This is a genomic window from Yinghuangia seranimata (assembly GCF_029953285.1).
Lineage (GTDB): Bacteria > Actinomycetota > Actinomycetes > Streptomycetales > Streptomycetaceae > Yinghuangia > Yinghuangia seranimata.
The window spans coordinates 35,739-49,186 of the sequence record NZ_JASAOI010000062.1 but is presented as its reverse complement, the minus strand read 5'-3'; the positions used below and the strand labels follow the sequence as shown (position 1 = coordinate 49,186).

Here is a 13,448-nt window from a genome sequence, read left to right as displayed (position 1 = left end):
GCGCGGAACCGTGCGTGTCGGCGGAGTGTCCTGGTGATGGCGGGAGTTCGACTTCCGGCTGACGTGATCTCCTCCAGCGGGTGGACGTTGCGGGTTGACGGTGGGCTTAGGCTGGCCTGCGGCCCGGGTTCGGATGATGTGACCCAGCGGGGCCAAGTGATCACGAAGAGTGCAGATCTGACGATGCGTCAGAACGGCGAGCGAGGGGGAACGGTGCGCGACAGGCTGAAAACGAGACCCCCTCGGACGTCCTCCACGACGGACTCCGCGGGTGCCTCGGCGACCATTCCCGCCCCCGCCACGTCCGTCGAAGGGACCGTCGCGGAGTCGGCCGCGGCACCGGTCGAGGAGACCGCCGAGGAGCGGCGCGCGCGCAGGCTCCGCACCACCCGCGACGCGCTCCGCGAGCTGCTGCTCGTCGCCGCGCTGTTCCTGGTCTACAAGCTCGGCCGCGGCCTCGCGGGCGGCGAGGACTCGAAGGCGATCCACAACGCCCGCGAGATCCTCACCCTCCAGCAGGACCTGCGGCTGCCCGACGAACAGGTCATCCAGCACTGGTTCACGCAGTCGGACGTCCTGATCTCGGCCGCGAACAAGTACTACGCGTGGGTGCACTTCCCGGTGACCGTCGCGTTCCTGCTGTGGCTGTGGATCCGGCACCGCGACCACTACAAGTGGATACGCAACCTGCTGGCGATCATGACCGGCATCGCGCTGGTCATCCACATCCTCGTGCCGCTCGCGCCGCCGCGGCTGATGAAGGACTACGGCTTCGTCGACACCGGCATGCTGGACGGCTCCTCCCCGTACGCCGGGGCCGGGGCCAAGATCGCCAACCAGTACGCCGCGATGCCGTCGCTGCACTTCGGCTGGGCCCTCGTGGTCGCCATCGGCGTGATGGCGGTGTGGTGCAACCGCGACCCGCTGCGCCGGGCCGGAAGCCGGCTGATCTGGCTGCACCCGGCCATAACGCTGCTGGTCGTCGTGGTCACCGCGAACCACTACTGGCTGGACGCGTTCGTCGCGTCGCTGCTGCTGGCGGTGGCGATGCTGATCGTCCCGTTCCCCGACCGGTCGCCGCACGCGAAGCTGGTCCGGATAATCCCCGCCCCGCGGGTGCCGGTCCGCTAGCCTTCCGACCTTCCGAAAAAGCGCGCGAGGGCGTCCGCCCCGCGCGCTTTTCGCGTCCGAACCCCGCATGATCGGGGTATGGCGGACTCCGGGCAGGTCGCGCAGGGAAGCGGCGCCGGCGGCATCCGGTACGGCTCGGCCGCCGGGCGCTGGGTGCTGCTGACCACGGTGCTCGGCTCCGGGATCGTCCTGCTGGACAGCACGGTCGTCAACGTGGCGCTGCCGACCATCGGCCGCGACCTCAACACGTCCACGGCCGCGCTGCAGTGGATCGTCAACGCGTACACCCTCAGCCTCGCCGGGCTGATCCTGCTCGGCGGCGCGCTGGGGGACCGGTACGGCCGCAGGCGGGTCTTCGTCATCGGCGTCGCCTGGTTCGCGGTCGCCTCGCTGCTGTGCGGGCTCGCGCCGAACGCCGGGCTGCTGATCTTCGCGCGCGCACTGCAGGGCGTCGGCGGCGCGCTGCTGACGCCGGGGTCGCTGGCCATCATCCAGGCGACGTTCGACGCGGACGACCGGCCCCGTGCGGTCGGCGCCTGGTCCGGCCTCGGCGGTGTGGCGACCGCGATCGGCCCGTTCCTCGGCGGCTGGCTGGTGGACGCCGCCAGCTGGCGCTGGATCTTCCTGATCAACCTGCCGCTCGCGGTGGTCACCATTGTGGTGGCCCTCAAGCACGTCCCGGAGACCTTCGACGCGGGTGCCACCGGGCGGTTCGACGTGACGGGCGCGGCGCTGGCCGCGCTCGCGCTGGCGGGCGTGACGTGGTCGCTGATCAGCGCGCCGACGTCGCCGGCGCTGGCGGCCGTCGCGGGGATCGCCGGTGTGCTGGCCGCGGTCGCGTTCGTGTGGACCGAGCGGCGGGTGCGTGAGCCGATGCTCCCGCTCGCGATCTTCAAGTCACGGCAGTTCACCGCCGTCAACGTCGTGACCCTGTGCGTGTACGCGGCGCTCAGCGCCGTGCTGTTCTTCCTGGTGCTGCAGCTCCAGACGGTGTCCGGCTACTCGCCGCAGAACTCAGGTCTGGCGACGCTGCCGATCACCGTGCTGATGCTGCTGCTGTCCGCGCGGGCGGGTGCCGTCGCCAAGCGGATCGGGCCGCGCGTGCCCATGACCGTCGGGCCGCTGCTGTGCGCGGGCGGGCTGCTGCTGATGCTCCGCATCGGCGCCGACGCCTCGTACGTCGCGGATGTGCTGCCAGGCGTGGCGCTGCTGGGCCTGGGCCTGTCGGTGACGGTCGCGCCGCTGACCGCGACCGTGCTGGCGTCCGTCGAGGTCGCGCGCGCGGGCGTCGCGAGCGGCGTCAACAACGCTGCGGCGCGTGCGGCCGGCCTGTTGGCCGTGGCGGGTCTGCCCGCCATCGTGGGCCTGACCGGCGACGGGTACCGCGTCCCGTCGACCGTCGACTCGGCGTTCGACCAGGCGATGTGGATCTGCGCGGCGCTGCTTGCCCTGGGCGCCCTCCTGGCGTGGCTGACCGTGCGCTCCGACGCCCTCGAGCAGACGCCCGAGACGGCGCCGCACGCCGAGCCGTGCTGCAAGACGTGCTGCGCGGTCGGCGCCCCGCCGCTGGAGGGCGACGTGGCGGTCCGGCACGCGGAGGACTAGCCCCGGGCCGACGCCGCCACCGTCGCGGCCTGCCACGCCAACGCGTCGGCGATCTCGGCCGGTTCGTGGCCCGCGTCGCGCAGTGCCGCCACGTGTTCGGCGGCCAGCGGGGCCAGCAGCGCCTCGGCCAGCACCCCGGCGGCCGGCTCGGCGTGGCCGGCCTCGGTGAGCAGCACGGTGAGGTGCCGGGCCCAGAACCGGTAGGCGCCGATGCGGTAGCGCGCGCCGGGTGAGGCGGTCTCCGAGGCGCGTACCAACTCCAGGTTGGCGAGGGCGTATTCGAGGTAGGCGCGGGTGAACGCGGCGGCCCGCGCAGCCGGTTCGGCGGGGTCGTCCGCGGTGCCGGGGCCGAGCGGGGGAGGGCCGCTCAGGATCGCCTCCTGCAGCTCGGTCTCGCGCTCGTGCAGCAGTGCGACTGCGAGCCCCGACCGGTCGCCGAAGCGCCGGAAGAGCGTGCCCTTCCCGACCCCGGCGGCGGCCGCGATGGCGTCCATCGACACCTGTTCGACGCCGTGTTCGGCGAACAGCGCGGCGGCGGCGTCGAGGATCCGCCGCCGGTTGCGCACGGCGTCGGCACGCTCGCGGCGCGGTGGCGCGGCACCGATCGAGAGCGGTGTTGACGAAGCGGACTGCGGTCCGTTAATTTTGTCGGGCACAACCGGACCATAGTCCACTTCATTTGAAGGAGTCCAGCCATGACCGCTCTCATCACCCGTGAGGAGCTGCGCGTCGCGATCGACGCGGGCAACGTCACCGTCGTCGACGCGCTCGCCGGCGAGTACTACGCGAAGCAGCACCTTCCCGGCGCCGTCCCGCTGCACCCGGGCGAGGTCGCCGCGCGGGCCACGGAGGTCCTGCCCGACCGCACCGCCACGATCGTCACCTACTGCTCCAACCCCGCGTGCCCCAACAGCGGCCAGGTCGCCGACGCGCTCACCCGGCTCGGCTACACGGACGTGCGCAAGTACAAGGAGGGCATCCAGGACTGGGTCGAGGCCGGGCTGCCGACCGAGAGCCTGTGACACGACGCGGCGCCCGCGATCGCTTAGATTGCGGGTATGCCGCGCAAGACGACGCCCGCCCCCGCTGACCCCGCCCCAGAGGCGGGGGCCGCTCCGGAGGCGTCCGAGGGGGGTTCGGACGCACCGTCGGTAGGGGCGGTCGTCGCCCGCAACATCCGCGCGCGGCGCACCGAACGCGGGATGACCGTGGCGGAACTCGCCGAACGCTCCGGCGTCAGCCGCCGCATGCTCACCCTCATCGAACAGGGGCAGGCCAACCCGAGCCTGGGCACGGTCGAGCGCATCGGGCGCGCGATCGGCGCGGACTTCGCCGACCTCGTCGGCGCGCGCACCGGCGCGGCGCACCACGTCAGCACGCCCCGCACCATGGTCACGCTGTGGACGTCGCCCGAGGGGGGCTACGGGCGCATGGCCGTCACCGGGTCCGGGCTGCACCGCACCGAACTGTGGGACTGGCTGCTGATGCCGGGCGACCGGTACGAAGCCGTCGAGGACCCCTTCGGCACCGAGGAGTTGGTCCTCGTCGCCGAAGGGGTCCTCGTGCTGGACTTCGCGGGCGGCGCGCGTCAGGCGCTCGCGGCCGGCGAGGCGGCGCGGTTCCCGTCCGACCAGCGCTACGCCTACCTCAACACCTCGGACGCGCCCGTGCGGTTCGCCCGCAACACGCTGCCGGCGCCGCTGCCGACCAGCTGAACCCCGGGGTGCCGCAGGCTGCGTGACCGTGCGTCAGGAGGCCTGTGCGGCAAGGGCCTCCACGAGCGCCGAGCCGATCGCGGCGTCCTCGGCGCCGATGCCCGTCAGGTCCGCGACGGTGATCTGGTCGGGCGACGTCCGCCCGGCGGCACGCCCCGCGATCACGTCGCCGAGGGCCACCAGGCGCAGCCGTTCGACGACGCCCGCGGCGGCCGCGTACTGCAGCTCGCCGACCCGCAGGCACTGCGCCACGTCGTCGGCGGCGACGACGTCCGCGCGGGTGAGCACGTCCAGCGCCAGCTCCCGCTTGCCCTCCATGTCCGCGCCGACGGCCGTCACGTGCGCGCCCGGCCGCAGCCACGCGCCCTGCACGATCGCGTCGCGGGACGGGGTGACGGTGACGACGATGTCGGCGGGGCGGACGGCGGCCTCGGCGCTGTCGACCACCGCGACGGACCACGGGTGGAGCGTGCGCATGCGCTCGGCGAAGGCATCGGCCGCCGCGCGGTCCCGGCCGTACACGAACAGCCTTGACGGATTGCGGACTTGGAGCAGGGCTTCGATCTGGTACCCGGCCTGGACGCCGATGCCGATCAGGCCGACCGCGTCCGCGTCGGGTCGCGCCAACGCGGCGGCCGCGGCGGCACCCGCGGCGCCGGTACGGACGTCCGTCAGGTAGCCGTTGTCGAGCGCGATGGCGACCGGGAAGCCGGTCTCGGCGTCCGCGACGATGCTGAGGCCCGAACCGGTGGGCAGGCCGAGCTCTTTGTTGCGGTAGAAGCCCGTCGCGTACTTGGCGGCGAAGTGCGTCGCGCCGTGGATGTGCGCGCCCTTGATGTGCACCTCGCCCTGCGCGGACGGGACTTCCAGGTGCCACGGCTCCGGCTGGCTCACCGCGCCCGCCGCCTGGGCGACGAGCGCCTCGCGCGTGACGCGCAACGCAGCCTCGGCGGTGACCAGCGACCGGACCTCGGCCTCGGGGACGACGACGGGGACGGGCAGGTCAGCCACGGGTGAGCACCTCCGCATAGGCGGCCGGGGCGATGTTCCGGCCGGTGAGGACGACGACGACTCGGCCGTGCACGGGAACCCGGCCGGCCCGGAGCGCGGCCAGGCCGACGGCGGCCGCGCCTTCGACGACCAGCCCGTGCCGGGTGAACAGCGCGCGCATGGCCGCCTCGATCTCGGGCTCGGCGGCGTAGGTGAGGTGCACGACGCCGCCGCGTTCCGCGTCGCGCAGCACGCCGGGGGTCGGGCAGTCCTGCTCGATGTTGCCGAGCAGGCCGTCGGCGAGGCTGTCGCCGATCTCGCAGGGCAGCACGCGCCCGGCCGCCACGGCGGTCGACACCGCACGCGACACCTCGGCCTCGACACCCACGACCCGGGCACCGGGACGGCTCCGGGCCCACAACGCGAGCCCCGCGGCCAGCCCGCCCCCACCCACCCCGCACACGACGGTCAACGGGCCCGCGCCCAACGCGGCGTCGAGCTCGGCGCCGATGCTGGACTGCCCGGCGATGACGTCGGGATGCGCATACGCCGAGACGTACGCCGTGCCGGGTGCCTCGGCGAGCTTCAGCGCGTGAGCCTCGGCCTCGTCGAATCCAGCGCCGTGCACGACGAGTTCGACGGGTGCGTCACGCAACGCCGCGATCTTGGCAGGGGACGCGTCGCACGCCACCACGACAGTGACGCAACGTCCGGTGAGCCCGGCCGCATACGCCATGCCGAGCGCATGGTTCCCGGCACTCGCCGTCACGGCCCGCACCCCGACCGGCAGCCCATCGAGCGCGGCCAACGCACCCCGCACCTTGAACGCGCCGACGGGCTGAGCGGTCTCCAGCTTCAGCAACGCGTCCGGATGCCCGGGCACCAGCGAGGTCGCGACCAACGGGGTCGGCGCCAGATGCCGCGCGACCACGGCGTGGGCGCGGGGGAGGTCGTACAGCGTGTCGAGCATCCCTCGAGCATTACACCGTTGCGCGCCATGCGCAATATATTGCACGCTCAGCCCGCCCTGCGGCATCTCCCTACAGGGGGAGACGCGCTGGTGAGCACTGGTGTCACCCCGCATCAGCGGTGATGAACGGCGCACCGGCCGCCGGTTTGATGTGCCGCCACGCCAGCGCGTCGATCGGCCGGCCGTCGTACAGGAGGAACAGCGCACTGCGGACCTCGCGCGGATGCGCCGCGGCGAGGCGCGCGAACGCCGGGCGGTCGGGGCGGGCGTCGGTGCCGGTTTCCGCCTCGGCGGCGAGCACCTGCGCGTACGCCGCCTCGGCCGCGGCGGTCCACGCCTGATGGGCGGCCCGCAGGCGGTTCGCGGTGTCGAGGATCCACGCGCGGAACTCGTCGGGCATGCGGTCGAACAACACGGCCGGGTCGTCGCCGGCGGACAGTACCTCCCACACGCCGCGCTCGGTGGTGCGGCTCATCGCGCCGTGGAGCCGGACGTAGTCGGCCGACTTGACCTTCACGCGCAGCCCGGAGGCGAACCGCACCACCCAGCCCTCGGCCTCGGTGCCGGACACCGGCCGCCCGTCCAGCCCGAGGTCGGCGCGCGCGTGCCGGACCAGCGTGTCGAGCGGCGGCGCCGGATGCGCCGCGACGACGTCGCCGCCGAGCGACCGCCACGCGTCCGCGCAGCTGGAGAGCGGGAGTTCGGTCCCGTCGGCCGCGAACGCGCCCAGCAGCACCAGCCCCTTGCGGTCGCCGTTGTCGACCACGATGCGGTTGCGCGGGTAGATGATCTCGGCGAGGTAGGTCGTGCCGGGTGTGAGCCCGGCGGTGTCCCGGGCCGCCAGCCACGCCTGCGCCCAGAGGGCCTGCTCGGACGCGAACGCCGACTTCGTCGCGGCGTGCCAGCGGCCGCCGTAGTGGAAGACGATGCCCAGGCTGCCGTCGAGCTTGTCGAACACCTCGAACGGCTCGCCGTGCGGCAGTTCCGGGGCGAACGGCGAACCCGCCTGGTGCTGGTCGTAGTTGAAGAACTTCGGGAACGTCAGCGCGACGACCTCGCCGGACTCGTCGTCGACGACGAGGCCCCGCGCCCGCCGGGTCACCGGCGTCCAGTGGTTCGCGAACACGCACTGCGGGCCGTAGGCGTAGACCGACAGCGGCAGCGCGGGGTCCGGGTGCCGGGTGCGCCGCACCCGCCCGGCGGCCACCTCGGCGGCGAGTTCTTCGGGCGGGAGCAGCGCGGCCAGCGACAGGCGCGGCGGCGCGGGCACGGACTCGGGCGCGGCGGGCATCTGGTCCCCGTTCGGTCGTGAGACGGGGTCCGAGTATGGACGGTTGGACGGTGGCCGCGCGCGGGGATTTCCGGCGCGTCGGGCCTCCGGGCGCGGGTCAGGCGGCGCGGCCGCACCGTCACGTGGCGGCCGGTCGGTCGGGGCGGTCCCTGGGGTCGTACCGTGGTCGCGGCACGGCACCGCGGACCGGCGGGCCGAAGCACGGACGAAAGGCGTGGTGGTCTGCATGGGCGCGCGGCAGGTGGACACCGGAACGGCCGGGCTGGTGCTCGGCGTCGCGGACGACGGTGTGGCGACGCTACGCATCGACCGCCCCGAGGCCAAGGGCGCGCTGACCGCGGCGATGTGGGCGGCGATCCCGGCCATCCTGGACGGCCTGGCGCACGACCCCGAGGTGCGCGTGCTCGTCCTCACCGGTACCGACGGCGTGTTCTCGGCCGGCGCCGACATCCGCGAGCTGCGGGGGCACTACGCCACCGCCGAGTCCGCGGACGCGTACCACGCGCTGAACGCGGCCGCCGAGCGCGCGCTCGCCGCCTTCCCGAAGCCGACGATCGCGCTCGTGCAGGGCCCCTGCGTCGGCGGCGGATGCCAGCTCGCGGTCGCCTGCGACCTGCGGTTCGCCGACGCCAACGCGCGCTTCGGCGTGACGCCCGCCAAGCTCGGCATCGTGTACGACGCGGGCTCCGCGCACCGGCTGGCCCGCGTCGTCGGCGTCCCGACGGCCAAGTACCTGTTGTTCTCCGCGGAGCTGATCGACAGTCAGAAGGCGCTGCGGGTCGGCCTCGTCGAGGACGTGTACATGCCGCAGGAGGCCGAGGAGAAGGTGTACGCGTTCGCCCGCACCATCGCCTCGCGCTCGCAGCTGACCGTGCGCGCCGCGAAGGACCTGCTCGGTTCGGACACCGTCGACCCGGAGCGGGTGCGCGCCTGGGAGCGGCGCTCGCGCGAGTCGTCCGACGTGCGCGAGGGGCTGGCGGCGTTCACCGAGCGCCGCGCGCCGCACTTCACGTGGGGCGTCGAGGAGTAGCCGGGCGCCCACCGGAAAGAGTGGGGCTAGCCCCATCCCGCGCCTTCCGGAGGCTGCCTAGCCTCGGAGCATGCTTAGCCAACCGGCAATGCGCGCCTCGGACGTCGACCGTGAGGCGGCCGTGGAGCTGCTGCGCAACCACCACGCCGCCGGCCGCCTGACCCTGGACGAGTTCAGCGACCGGATCGGAACCGCGTACTCGGCCGTCACCCTCGGGGAACTGGCCGTGCTGCTTCGGGACTTGCCGCCGCCCGCGCACCTCGTCCACGAGGTCGAGGTGATCCGCGCCGCGGCGTCGCGCGCCGAGGCGGGGTACGGGCTGCCGCTGCACGCGCCGCCCGCCGCGTACCGTCCGGAACCCCGTCCCGTGCCGCGCCGCCCGGTCGTCGAGCCGGCACCGGAGGAGCCGTACCGCGGGCCCGGCGCGGCCGCGCTCCTGCGCGCGCTGTGGACGGCGACGTTCGCGGTGACCGTCGTCAACGTCGCCATCTGGTTCCTGGTCCTGATCACCCACGGGCCGGTGTACTTCTGGCCGGTGTGGGTGTTCGGCCCGCCCGCCGCGCTGCTCGGCGCCGCGGAGCTGTGCGTCCGCCGGCACAGCGGCGACTAGCAGGCGGCCTCAGGCGACGCCGCGCGGCCCTACGTCGAGATCCTGGGCACCGGTCACCGGCCGAGGATGCGGTCGACCCAGCCCTGGACGGCTTCGATCGTCGACTCCTCGGCCTGCGCGATGCGTCGCGAGATCCGGCGCTGTGTGATCGCGCGGAGGTACTCCGGCATCGCCCAGCTTTCGCGGTCCAGGCCGCCGTCGTGCTCGATGCGCACGTGGTGCGGAAACCCCGTGGCCCTACTGGTGATCGGCACGATCACGACGAGCCCGACCGGCCAGCGGTTGAACGCCGACGCGGACAGCACGAGCGCGGGCCGCGTGCCGCCCTGTTCGCCGAAGACCGACGGCTCCAGGTTCACGAGGACAATGTCCCCCGGGTACAGATCGTCCTTCACGCGTTGTACTCCGGGTAGTCGTCGCGCGCGCCGGCCGGCCCGTCGACGACCGCGTCCCAGACGTCGCGCTCGCGAACGTACTCGGCCCAGGCGTCCGGATCCTCGCGGCGCATGCGGGCCATCGCTGCGTCGACCGCCTGCATCTGTTCTTGCGCTTCAGCGGCGTCGAGGCAGGCGAGCAGCGCGTCGTCCAGCGTCTTGGCGTCGTGGCGGTCGGCCCAGCGGCGCAGTCGGTCGCGGGTCGCCGAGGAGACCTTTATGGTCGTGGTCATACTCGGAGTATACCAAAGGTATGCCAGGGGTATCCGTTCTCGGGCGGTCGCAGTCCGCTACGCCAGGGACGCGGTGACGCCGGCCTCGGTGACGCCGTACCGCCCGAGCGTGTCGCGCACGACGCCCGGCAGGGCCACGAACGCCAGCAGCAGGTGCTCGGTCCCCAGCGACTTGTCGCCGCGCTTGAGCGACTCGCGCAGCGCGCGCTCCAACACGTGCTTGGCGCCGCCGGTCATGCGGACCGGGCGGGTCGACGTGCCCCGGCCGAACAGCCCGCGGCGTTCACCGTCGGCTCCGGCTCCGGCTCCGGCGCCGACGAACGCGCCCTTGCCGTGGTCCTGTTCGATGCGCTCGATGACGGCGTCCAGATCGATCCCGAGCGACGCGAGGGCCTCGGTGTCGGCCGCGGTGAAGCCGCCGCGCCGCCGGGCGTCGGCCAGGTCGCGCGCGATCGCGTCGCGTTGCCCGCCCTCGACGCCGAGCGCGGCCAGTACCGTCGCGGCGCCGCCCTCCGGCTGGTCGAGCAGCGAGAGGAGCAGTTGCTCCTCGCCGATCCGGTCGGTGCCGGAGCTCCGCGCGACGGCGGCGCTCCCGCGGACCACCGCCCGTGCGGACGCGGTGAACCGTTCGAACATCAGTGCCTCCCGTGCTTCTTGTGGACGGCCTGTCGGCTGACGCCGAGCTCGGTGGCGATCTCCTGCCACGACCAGCCGTGGTTCCGCGCGCTGCGGACCTGGACGGATTCGAGTTGCTCGAGCAGGCGGCGCAATGCGGCGACCGCTCGCAGGCCGACCCGCGGATCGCGGTCGCCGGCCTGGGTGGCGAGGTCGGTTGCGTTGGTCATGCTGTCAACTTACGTTGACGCCGCGACCCTGTCAACCAAAGTTGACGCGCGGCAGGTCAGGATCGTCCAAGCGTGCGGCGCGCGACCCGGCGAGGCTGGTGGCATGACGAACACCGACGACCGCGCGCCGGTCAACCTGACGACCGCCCTGGCCTCCTTCGACGAGGTCTACAGCCCGCGCATCGTGGCCCGGGTCAACGACTACGACGTGCGCGTCGCCCACACCCTGGGCGAGCACGTGTGGCACGTGCACGAGGACACCGACGAGTTCTTCCTCGTCCTCGACGGACGCTTCGACATCGCGCTGCGCGACGCCGACGGCGGCGAACGGGTCGTCGAACTGCACCGCGGCGACACGTTCGTCGTCCCGCGCGGCACCGAGCACAAGCCGTCGTCGCCGGGCGGCTCGATCCTCATGTTCGAGCCCACCGGCACGCCGACGACCGGCGACCGCCACGACGGCGACGTCCCCGCACACGTGCACAGCACGGTCGGCAAGGCGCTCGACGCCTGACCGGACCCGCGCCCGGCGGCCGCCGCACCCCGGCTCAGCGGCCGCCGGCCAACTCCTGGACGCCCACCGCCTTCAGCAACCGCAGCCGCTCATGGGCCTCGGTCCCCGGGCGGGCGCTGTGGACGATCAGGAACTGCCCCTGCTCGGCGCTCAACAGGACCTCGCAGTCCAACGCCAGCAGGCCCACCACCGGGTGCAGGAAATGCTTGGTGTCGGACCGCCGCACCGCGACCTCGTGTTCGTCCCACAGCCCGGCGAACTCGCGGCTCTTGGCCAGCAGTTCATGGACGAGATCAGCCGGTCGGCGGTCCTTGGGGCGGGCCGCGACGACGGAACGCAACTGCGCGACGTGGGCGCGCGCGAGGTGGTCGTGGTCCTCGTGCGGGAACAGCGCGCGGCCCGCCCGGTCGAGGAAGAACCGCCGGATCACGTTCCGCCCGCCGCCCACTTCACCGGCCAGCGCCGCGGCCATCGCGTTCTGCGCGAGCACCTCGCCCCAGTCGGTGAGCACCTGTGCGGGCAGGTCGTGCAGCCGGTCGAGGATCAGCAGCAGCCCAGGCCGTACATGCGTCGACGCCCCGTGCACGTCGCGCGGCGGCTCCTCGCCCGCGAGGTGGAAGAGGTGGTCGCGCTCGTCGCCGTCCAGGCGCAGCGCTCGTGCGAGCGCGGTGAGCATCTGACGTGAGGGGTGTGAGCCTCGGGCCTGTTCCAGGCGCGTGTAGTAGTCGACCGACATGCCGGTCAACTGCGCGACCTCCTCGCGCCGCAACCCGGGCGTGCGGCGGCGCGCGCCGCTCGGCAGGCCGACGTCCGACGGTTCTATGCGGGTGCGGCACCGACGGAGGAATTTGGCGAGTTCGTCCCTGTCCACCCCCTCATCATCCTGGCCCGACGGGCCGGTATCCAGGGATGCCGAGTCCCTGGATACACGCGTCTCTCCCGGCCCCGACACCGCGGAACGAAGCTGAAGTCACCGAAGAGACCTGCGGGAAAAGGGAGACGGCGATGACGGTTCTGGTGACGGGAGCGACGGGTGAGGTCGGCCGGCGGTTCGTGCCCCGGCTGCTGCAGCGCGGCACCGACGTGCGCGTGCTGGTGCGGGACGAGGAGCGCGGCGCGCGGTTCGCGGCGCTGGGCGCGCAGGTGGCGGTCGGCGAACTGCGCGACGGGGGCTCGGTGGTGAAGGCCCTCGGCGGCGTCGACGCGGTCGTCAACATCGCCGCGGCGTTCCGCGGCGTGCCCGACGAGGAGGCGTGGGCGGTCAACCACACCGCCGCGGTCGCGCTGGGAACTGCCGCGCTGGAGAGGGGGGTTCGCCGTTTCGTGCAGGTGAGCACCAACCTCACCTACGGTGCGGGCCGCGGACGTCCCGCGAGCGAGGACGACCCGTCGGCGCCCGGCGGCATGCTGTGGGGCGCCTACCCCGCGTCGAAGGCCGCCGCCGACCGCGACCTGCTGGCGCTGCACCACGAGCACGGCTTCGACGTGCGCATTGCGCGCCTGGCGTTCGTCTACGGCGAGGGCGACTCGCACCTGGCCGACTCAATGCGCTGGGCGGGCCACTGGGCCGCGCACCAGCGGCTGCAACTCGTGCACCACGCCGACGTCTGCCAGGCCCTGTGGCGGCTCCTGACCGCGCCGGACGTGGCCGGCCGCGCCTACAACGTCGCCGACGACGCGCCCGTGACGGCATACGAGCTCCACGAGGCCAACGGCGTCGAGCCCCCCGCCGAGGCCGCGGCCCGCGTCGACCCCGACCCCTGGTACGGCGTCGTCACCAACCGCCGCCTCCGCGACGACCTCGGCTACCGCCCCCTTTTCCCCACCCTGTGGACAGCCCGCGACGCCGGAGCGCTGTGAGGTGTCCGAACGGGGGGCTGTACTCCGGGCACTCGTCCCACGCGCCCACAAGATCGTCCAACGCCGGCCACGCCTCGCCCTCGCGAACGTACTCGTCCCACACGTCAGGGGATTCGCGGCGCAGACGGATCATGGCGGCGTGCACGGCCGACATCTGCTCCTAGCCGTCGACGGTCGTCGTCACACCCCCGGTGTGGCGGCGGGGCACCCTCGCTCGGAG

Annotated in this window: 17 protein-coding genes; 8 read left to right on the top strand and 9 right to left on the bottom strand. The window is 73.4% G+C overall.

All coding sequences use genetic code 11. From position 1 onward, the window contains the following. Positions 1-213 precede the first annotated feature (213 nt). Together QI554_RS35765 and QI554_RS35760 are read left to right on the top strand one after the other, a co-directional pair. A complete protein-coding gene (locus QI554_RS35765) occupies positions 214-1,131 on the top strand; it encodes a phosphatase PAP2 family protein (protein ID WP_281476332.1) in 918 nt (305 codons plus the stop codon). A 78-nt stretch (positions 1,132-1,209) separates the two neighbouring features. Then, positions 1,210-2,736 (top strand): MFS transporter, encoded by a 1,527-nt coding sequence (locus QI554_RS35760; protein WP_281476330.1) that lies wholly within the window; start codon positions 1,210-1,212, stop codon positions 2,734-2,736. On the opposite strand, the gene QI554_RS35755 is transcribed toward QI554_RS35760, so the two are convergent. Beyond that, on the bottom strand, positions 2,733-3,392 hold the full coding sequence (locus tag QI554_RS35755; protein WP_281476328.1) for a TetR/AcrR family transcriptional regulator: 660 nt from the start codon (positions 3,390-3,392) through the stop codon (positions 2,733-2,735). The two genes, QI554_RS35760 and QI554_RS35755, sit on opposite strands and share 4 nt — an antisense overlap. Before the next feature lie 39 nt (positions 3,393-3,431). Between QI554_RS35755 and QI554_RS35750 the strand changes: the two genes are divergently transcribed. Both QI554_RS35750 and QI554_RS35745 read left to right on the top strand, forming a co-directional pair. Beyond that, the gene (locus QI554_RS35750) at positions 3,432-3,758 is read left to right on the top strand and encodes a rhodanese-like domain-containing protein (RefSeq protein WP_281476327.1); all 327 of its coding nucleotides are present in this window, start codon (positions 3,432-3,434) and stop codon (positions 3,756-3,758) included. Positions 3,759-3,794: 36 nt separating this feature from the next. Beyond that, positions 3,795-4,451 carry a helix-turn-helix domain-containing protein gene (locus QI554_RS35745; protein WP_281476326.1) on the top strand — a complete coding sequence of 219 codons (657 nt, stop codon included), beginning with the start codon at positions 3,795-3,797 and terminating at the stop codon, positions 4,449-4,451. A 33-nt stretch (positions 4,452-4,484) separates the two neighbouring features. On the opposite strand, the gene QI554_RS35740 is transcribed toward QI554_RS35745, so the two are convergent. The 3 genes from QI554_RS35740 to QI554_RS35730 form a co-directional block, all read right to left on the bottom strand. After that, positions 4,485-5,462 (bottom strand): hypothetical protein, encoded by a 978-nt coding sequence (locus tag QI554_RS35740; RefSeq protein ID WP_281476324.1) that lies wholly within the window; start codon positions 5,460-5,462, stop codon positions 4,485-4,487. After that, positions 5,455-6,411 carry a pyridoxal-phosphate dependent enzyme gene (locus QI554_RS35735; RefSeq protein ID WP_281476322.1) on the bottom strand — a complete coding sequence of 319 codons (957 nt, stop codon included), beginning with the start codon at positions 6,409-6,411 and terminating at the stop codon, positions 5,455-5,457. The genes QI554_RS35740 and QI554_RS35735 overlap by 8 nt, the downstream gene beginning before the upstream one ends. Before the next feature lie 103 nt (positions 6,412-6,514). Next, positions 6,515-7,702 (bottom strand): RNA ligase, encoded by a 1,188-nt coding sequence (locus tag QI554_RS35730; protein ID WP_281476321.1) that lies wholly within the window; start codon positions 7,700-7,702, stop codon positions 6,515-6,517. A 226-nt stretch (positions 7,703-7,928) separates the two neighbouring features. Here QI554_RS35730 and QI554_RS35725 point away from each other — a divergent pair, with 226 nt between their 5' ends. Next, the gene (locus tag QI554_RS35725) at positions 7,929-8,732 is read left to right on the top strand and encodes an enoyl-CoA hydratase/isomerase family protein (protein WP_281476319.1); all 804 of its coding nucleotides are present in this window, start codon (positions 7,929-7,931) and stop codon (positions 8,730-8,732) included. A gap of 70 nt (positions 8,733-8,802) precedes the next feature. Next, entirely contained in the window at positions 8,803-9,342 is a 540-nt protein-coding gene (locus QI554_RS35720; protein WP_281476317.1) for a DUF1707 SHOCT-like domain-containing protein, read from the top strand. Between the two features lie 53 nt (positions 9,343-9,395). Here QI554_RS35720 and QI554_RS35715 read toward each other — a convergent pair whose 3' ends face one another. Genes QI554_RS35715 through QI554_RS35700 form a run of 4 tightly spaced genes read right to left on the bottom strand, consistent with a single transcriptional unit; the run spans position 9,396 to position 10,854 of the window. Further along, a complete protein-coding gene (locus QI554_RS35715) occupies positions 9,396-9,737 on the bottom strand; it encodes a type II toxin-antitoxin system PemK/MazF family toxin (protein WP_281476315.1) in 342 nt (113 codons plus the stop codon). After that, positions 9,734-10,009, bottom strand: a complete 276-nt coding sequence (locus tag QI554_RS35710) for a hypothetical protein (RefSeq protein WP_281476313.1) — start codon at positions 10,007-10,009, stop codon at positions 9,734-9,736. Before QI554_RS35710 ends, QI554_RS35715 begins: the two co-directional genes overlap by 4 nt. A gap of 57 nt (positions 10,010-10,066) precedes the next feature. Next, on the bottom strand, positions 10,067-10,645 hold the full coding sequence (locus QI554_RS35705) for a Clp protease N-terminal domain-containing protein (protein ID WP_281476311.1): 579 nt from the start codon (positions 10,643-10,645) through the stop codon (positions 10,067-10,069). Beyond that, the gene (locus tag QI554_RS35700) at positions 10,645-10,854 is read right to left on the bottom strand and encodes an RNA polymerase sigma factor sigma-70 region 4 domain-containing protein (RefSeq protein WP_281476309.1); all 210 of its coding nucleotides are present in this window, start codon (positions 10,852-10,854) and stop codon (positions 10,645-10,647) included. Before QI554_RS35700 ends, QI554_RS35705 begins: the two co-directional genes overlap by 1 nt. Positions 10,855-10,957: 103 nt before the next feature. On the opposite strand from QI554_RS35700, the gene QI554_RS35695 reads away from it, so the two are divergent. Continuing rightward, positions 10,958-11,368 carry a cupin domain-containing protein gene (locus QI554_RS35695; RefSeq protein ID WP_281476307.1) on the top strand — a complete coding sequence of 137 codons (411 nt, stop codon included), beginning with the start codon at positions 10,958-10,960 and terminating at the stop codon, positions 11,366-11,368. Positions 11,369-11,402: 34 nt separating this feature from the next. On the opposite strand, the gene QI554_RS35690 is transcribed toward QI554_RS35695, so the two are convergent. Further along, the gene (locus tag QI554_RS35690) at positions 11,403-12,239 is read right to left on the bottom strand and encodes a helix-turn-helix transcriptional regulator (protein WP_281476305.1); all 837 of its coding nucleotides are present in this window, start codon (positions 12,237-12,239) and stop codon (positions 11,403-11,405) included. Between the two features lie 134 nt (positions 12,240-12,373). On the opposite strand from QI554_RS35690, the gene QI554_RS35685 reads away from it, so the two are divergent. After that, positions 12,374-13,228, top strand: coding sequence for an NAD-dependent epimerase/dehydratase family protein (locus QI554_RS35685; RefSeq protein ID WP_281476303.1), 855 nt, complete (start codon positions 12,374-12,376; stop codon positions 13,226-13,228). Positions 13,229-13,448: the final 220 nt, after the last annotated feature.

Bases quoted from the DNA above. Each gene is read 5' to 3' on its own strand.
- QI554_RS35760 (WP_281476330.1), top strand. From the start codon at position 1,210: ATGGCGGACTCCGGGCAGGTCGCGCAGGGAAGCGGCGCCGGCGGCATC.
- QI554_RS35750 (WP_281476327.1), top strand. From the start codon at position 3,432: ATGACCGCTCTCATCACCCGTGAGGAGCTGCGCGTCGCGATCGACGCG.
- QI554_RS35745 (WP_281476326.1), top strand. From the start codon at position 3,795: ATGCCGCGCAAGACGACGCCCGCCCCCGCTGACCCCGCCCCAGAGGCG.
- QI554_RS35735 (WP_281476322.1), bottom strand. From the start codon at position 6,411: ATGCTCGACACGCTGTACGACCTCCCCCGCGCCCACGCCGTGGTCGCG.
- QI554_RS35730 (WP_281476321.1), bottom strand. From the start codon at position 7,702: ATGCCCGCCGCGCCCGAGTCCGTGCCCGCGCCGCCGCGCCTGTCGCTG.
- QI554_RS35725 (WP_281476319.1), top strand. From the start codon at position 7,929: ATGGGCGCGCGGCAGGTGGACACCGGAACGGCCGGGCTGGTGCTCGGC.
- QI554_RS35720 (WP_281476317.1), top strand. From the start codon at position 8,803: ATGCTTAGCCAACCGGCAATGCGCGCCTCGGACGTCGACCGTGAGGCG.
- QI554_RS35710 (WP_281476313.1), bottom strand. From the start codon at position 10,009: ATGACCACGACCATAAAGGTCTCCTCGGCGACCCGCGACCGACTGCGC.
- QI554_RS35705 (WP_281476311.1), bottom strand. From the start codon at position 10,645: ATGTTCGAACGGTTCACCGCGTCCGCACGGGCGGTGGTCCGCGGGAGC.
- QI554_RS35700 (WP_281476309.1), bottom strand. From the start codon at position 10,854: ATGACCAACGCAACCGACCTCGCCACCCAGGCCGGCGACCGCGATCCG.
- QI554_RS35695 (WP_281476307.1), top strand. From the start codon at position 10,958: ATGACGAACACCGACGACCGCGCGCCGGTCAACCTGACGACCGCCCTG.
- QI554_RS35685 (WP_281476303.1), top strand. From the start codon at position 12,374: ATGACGGTTCTGGTGACGGGAGCGACGGGTGAGGTCGGCCGGCGGTTC.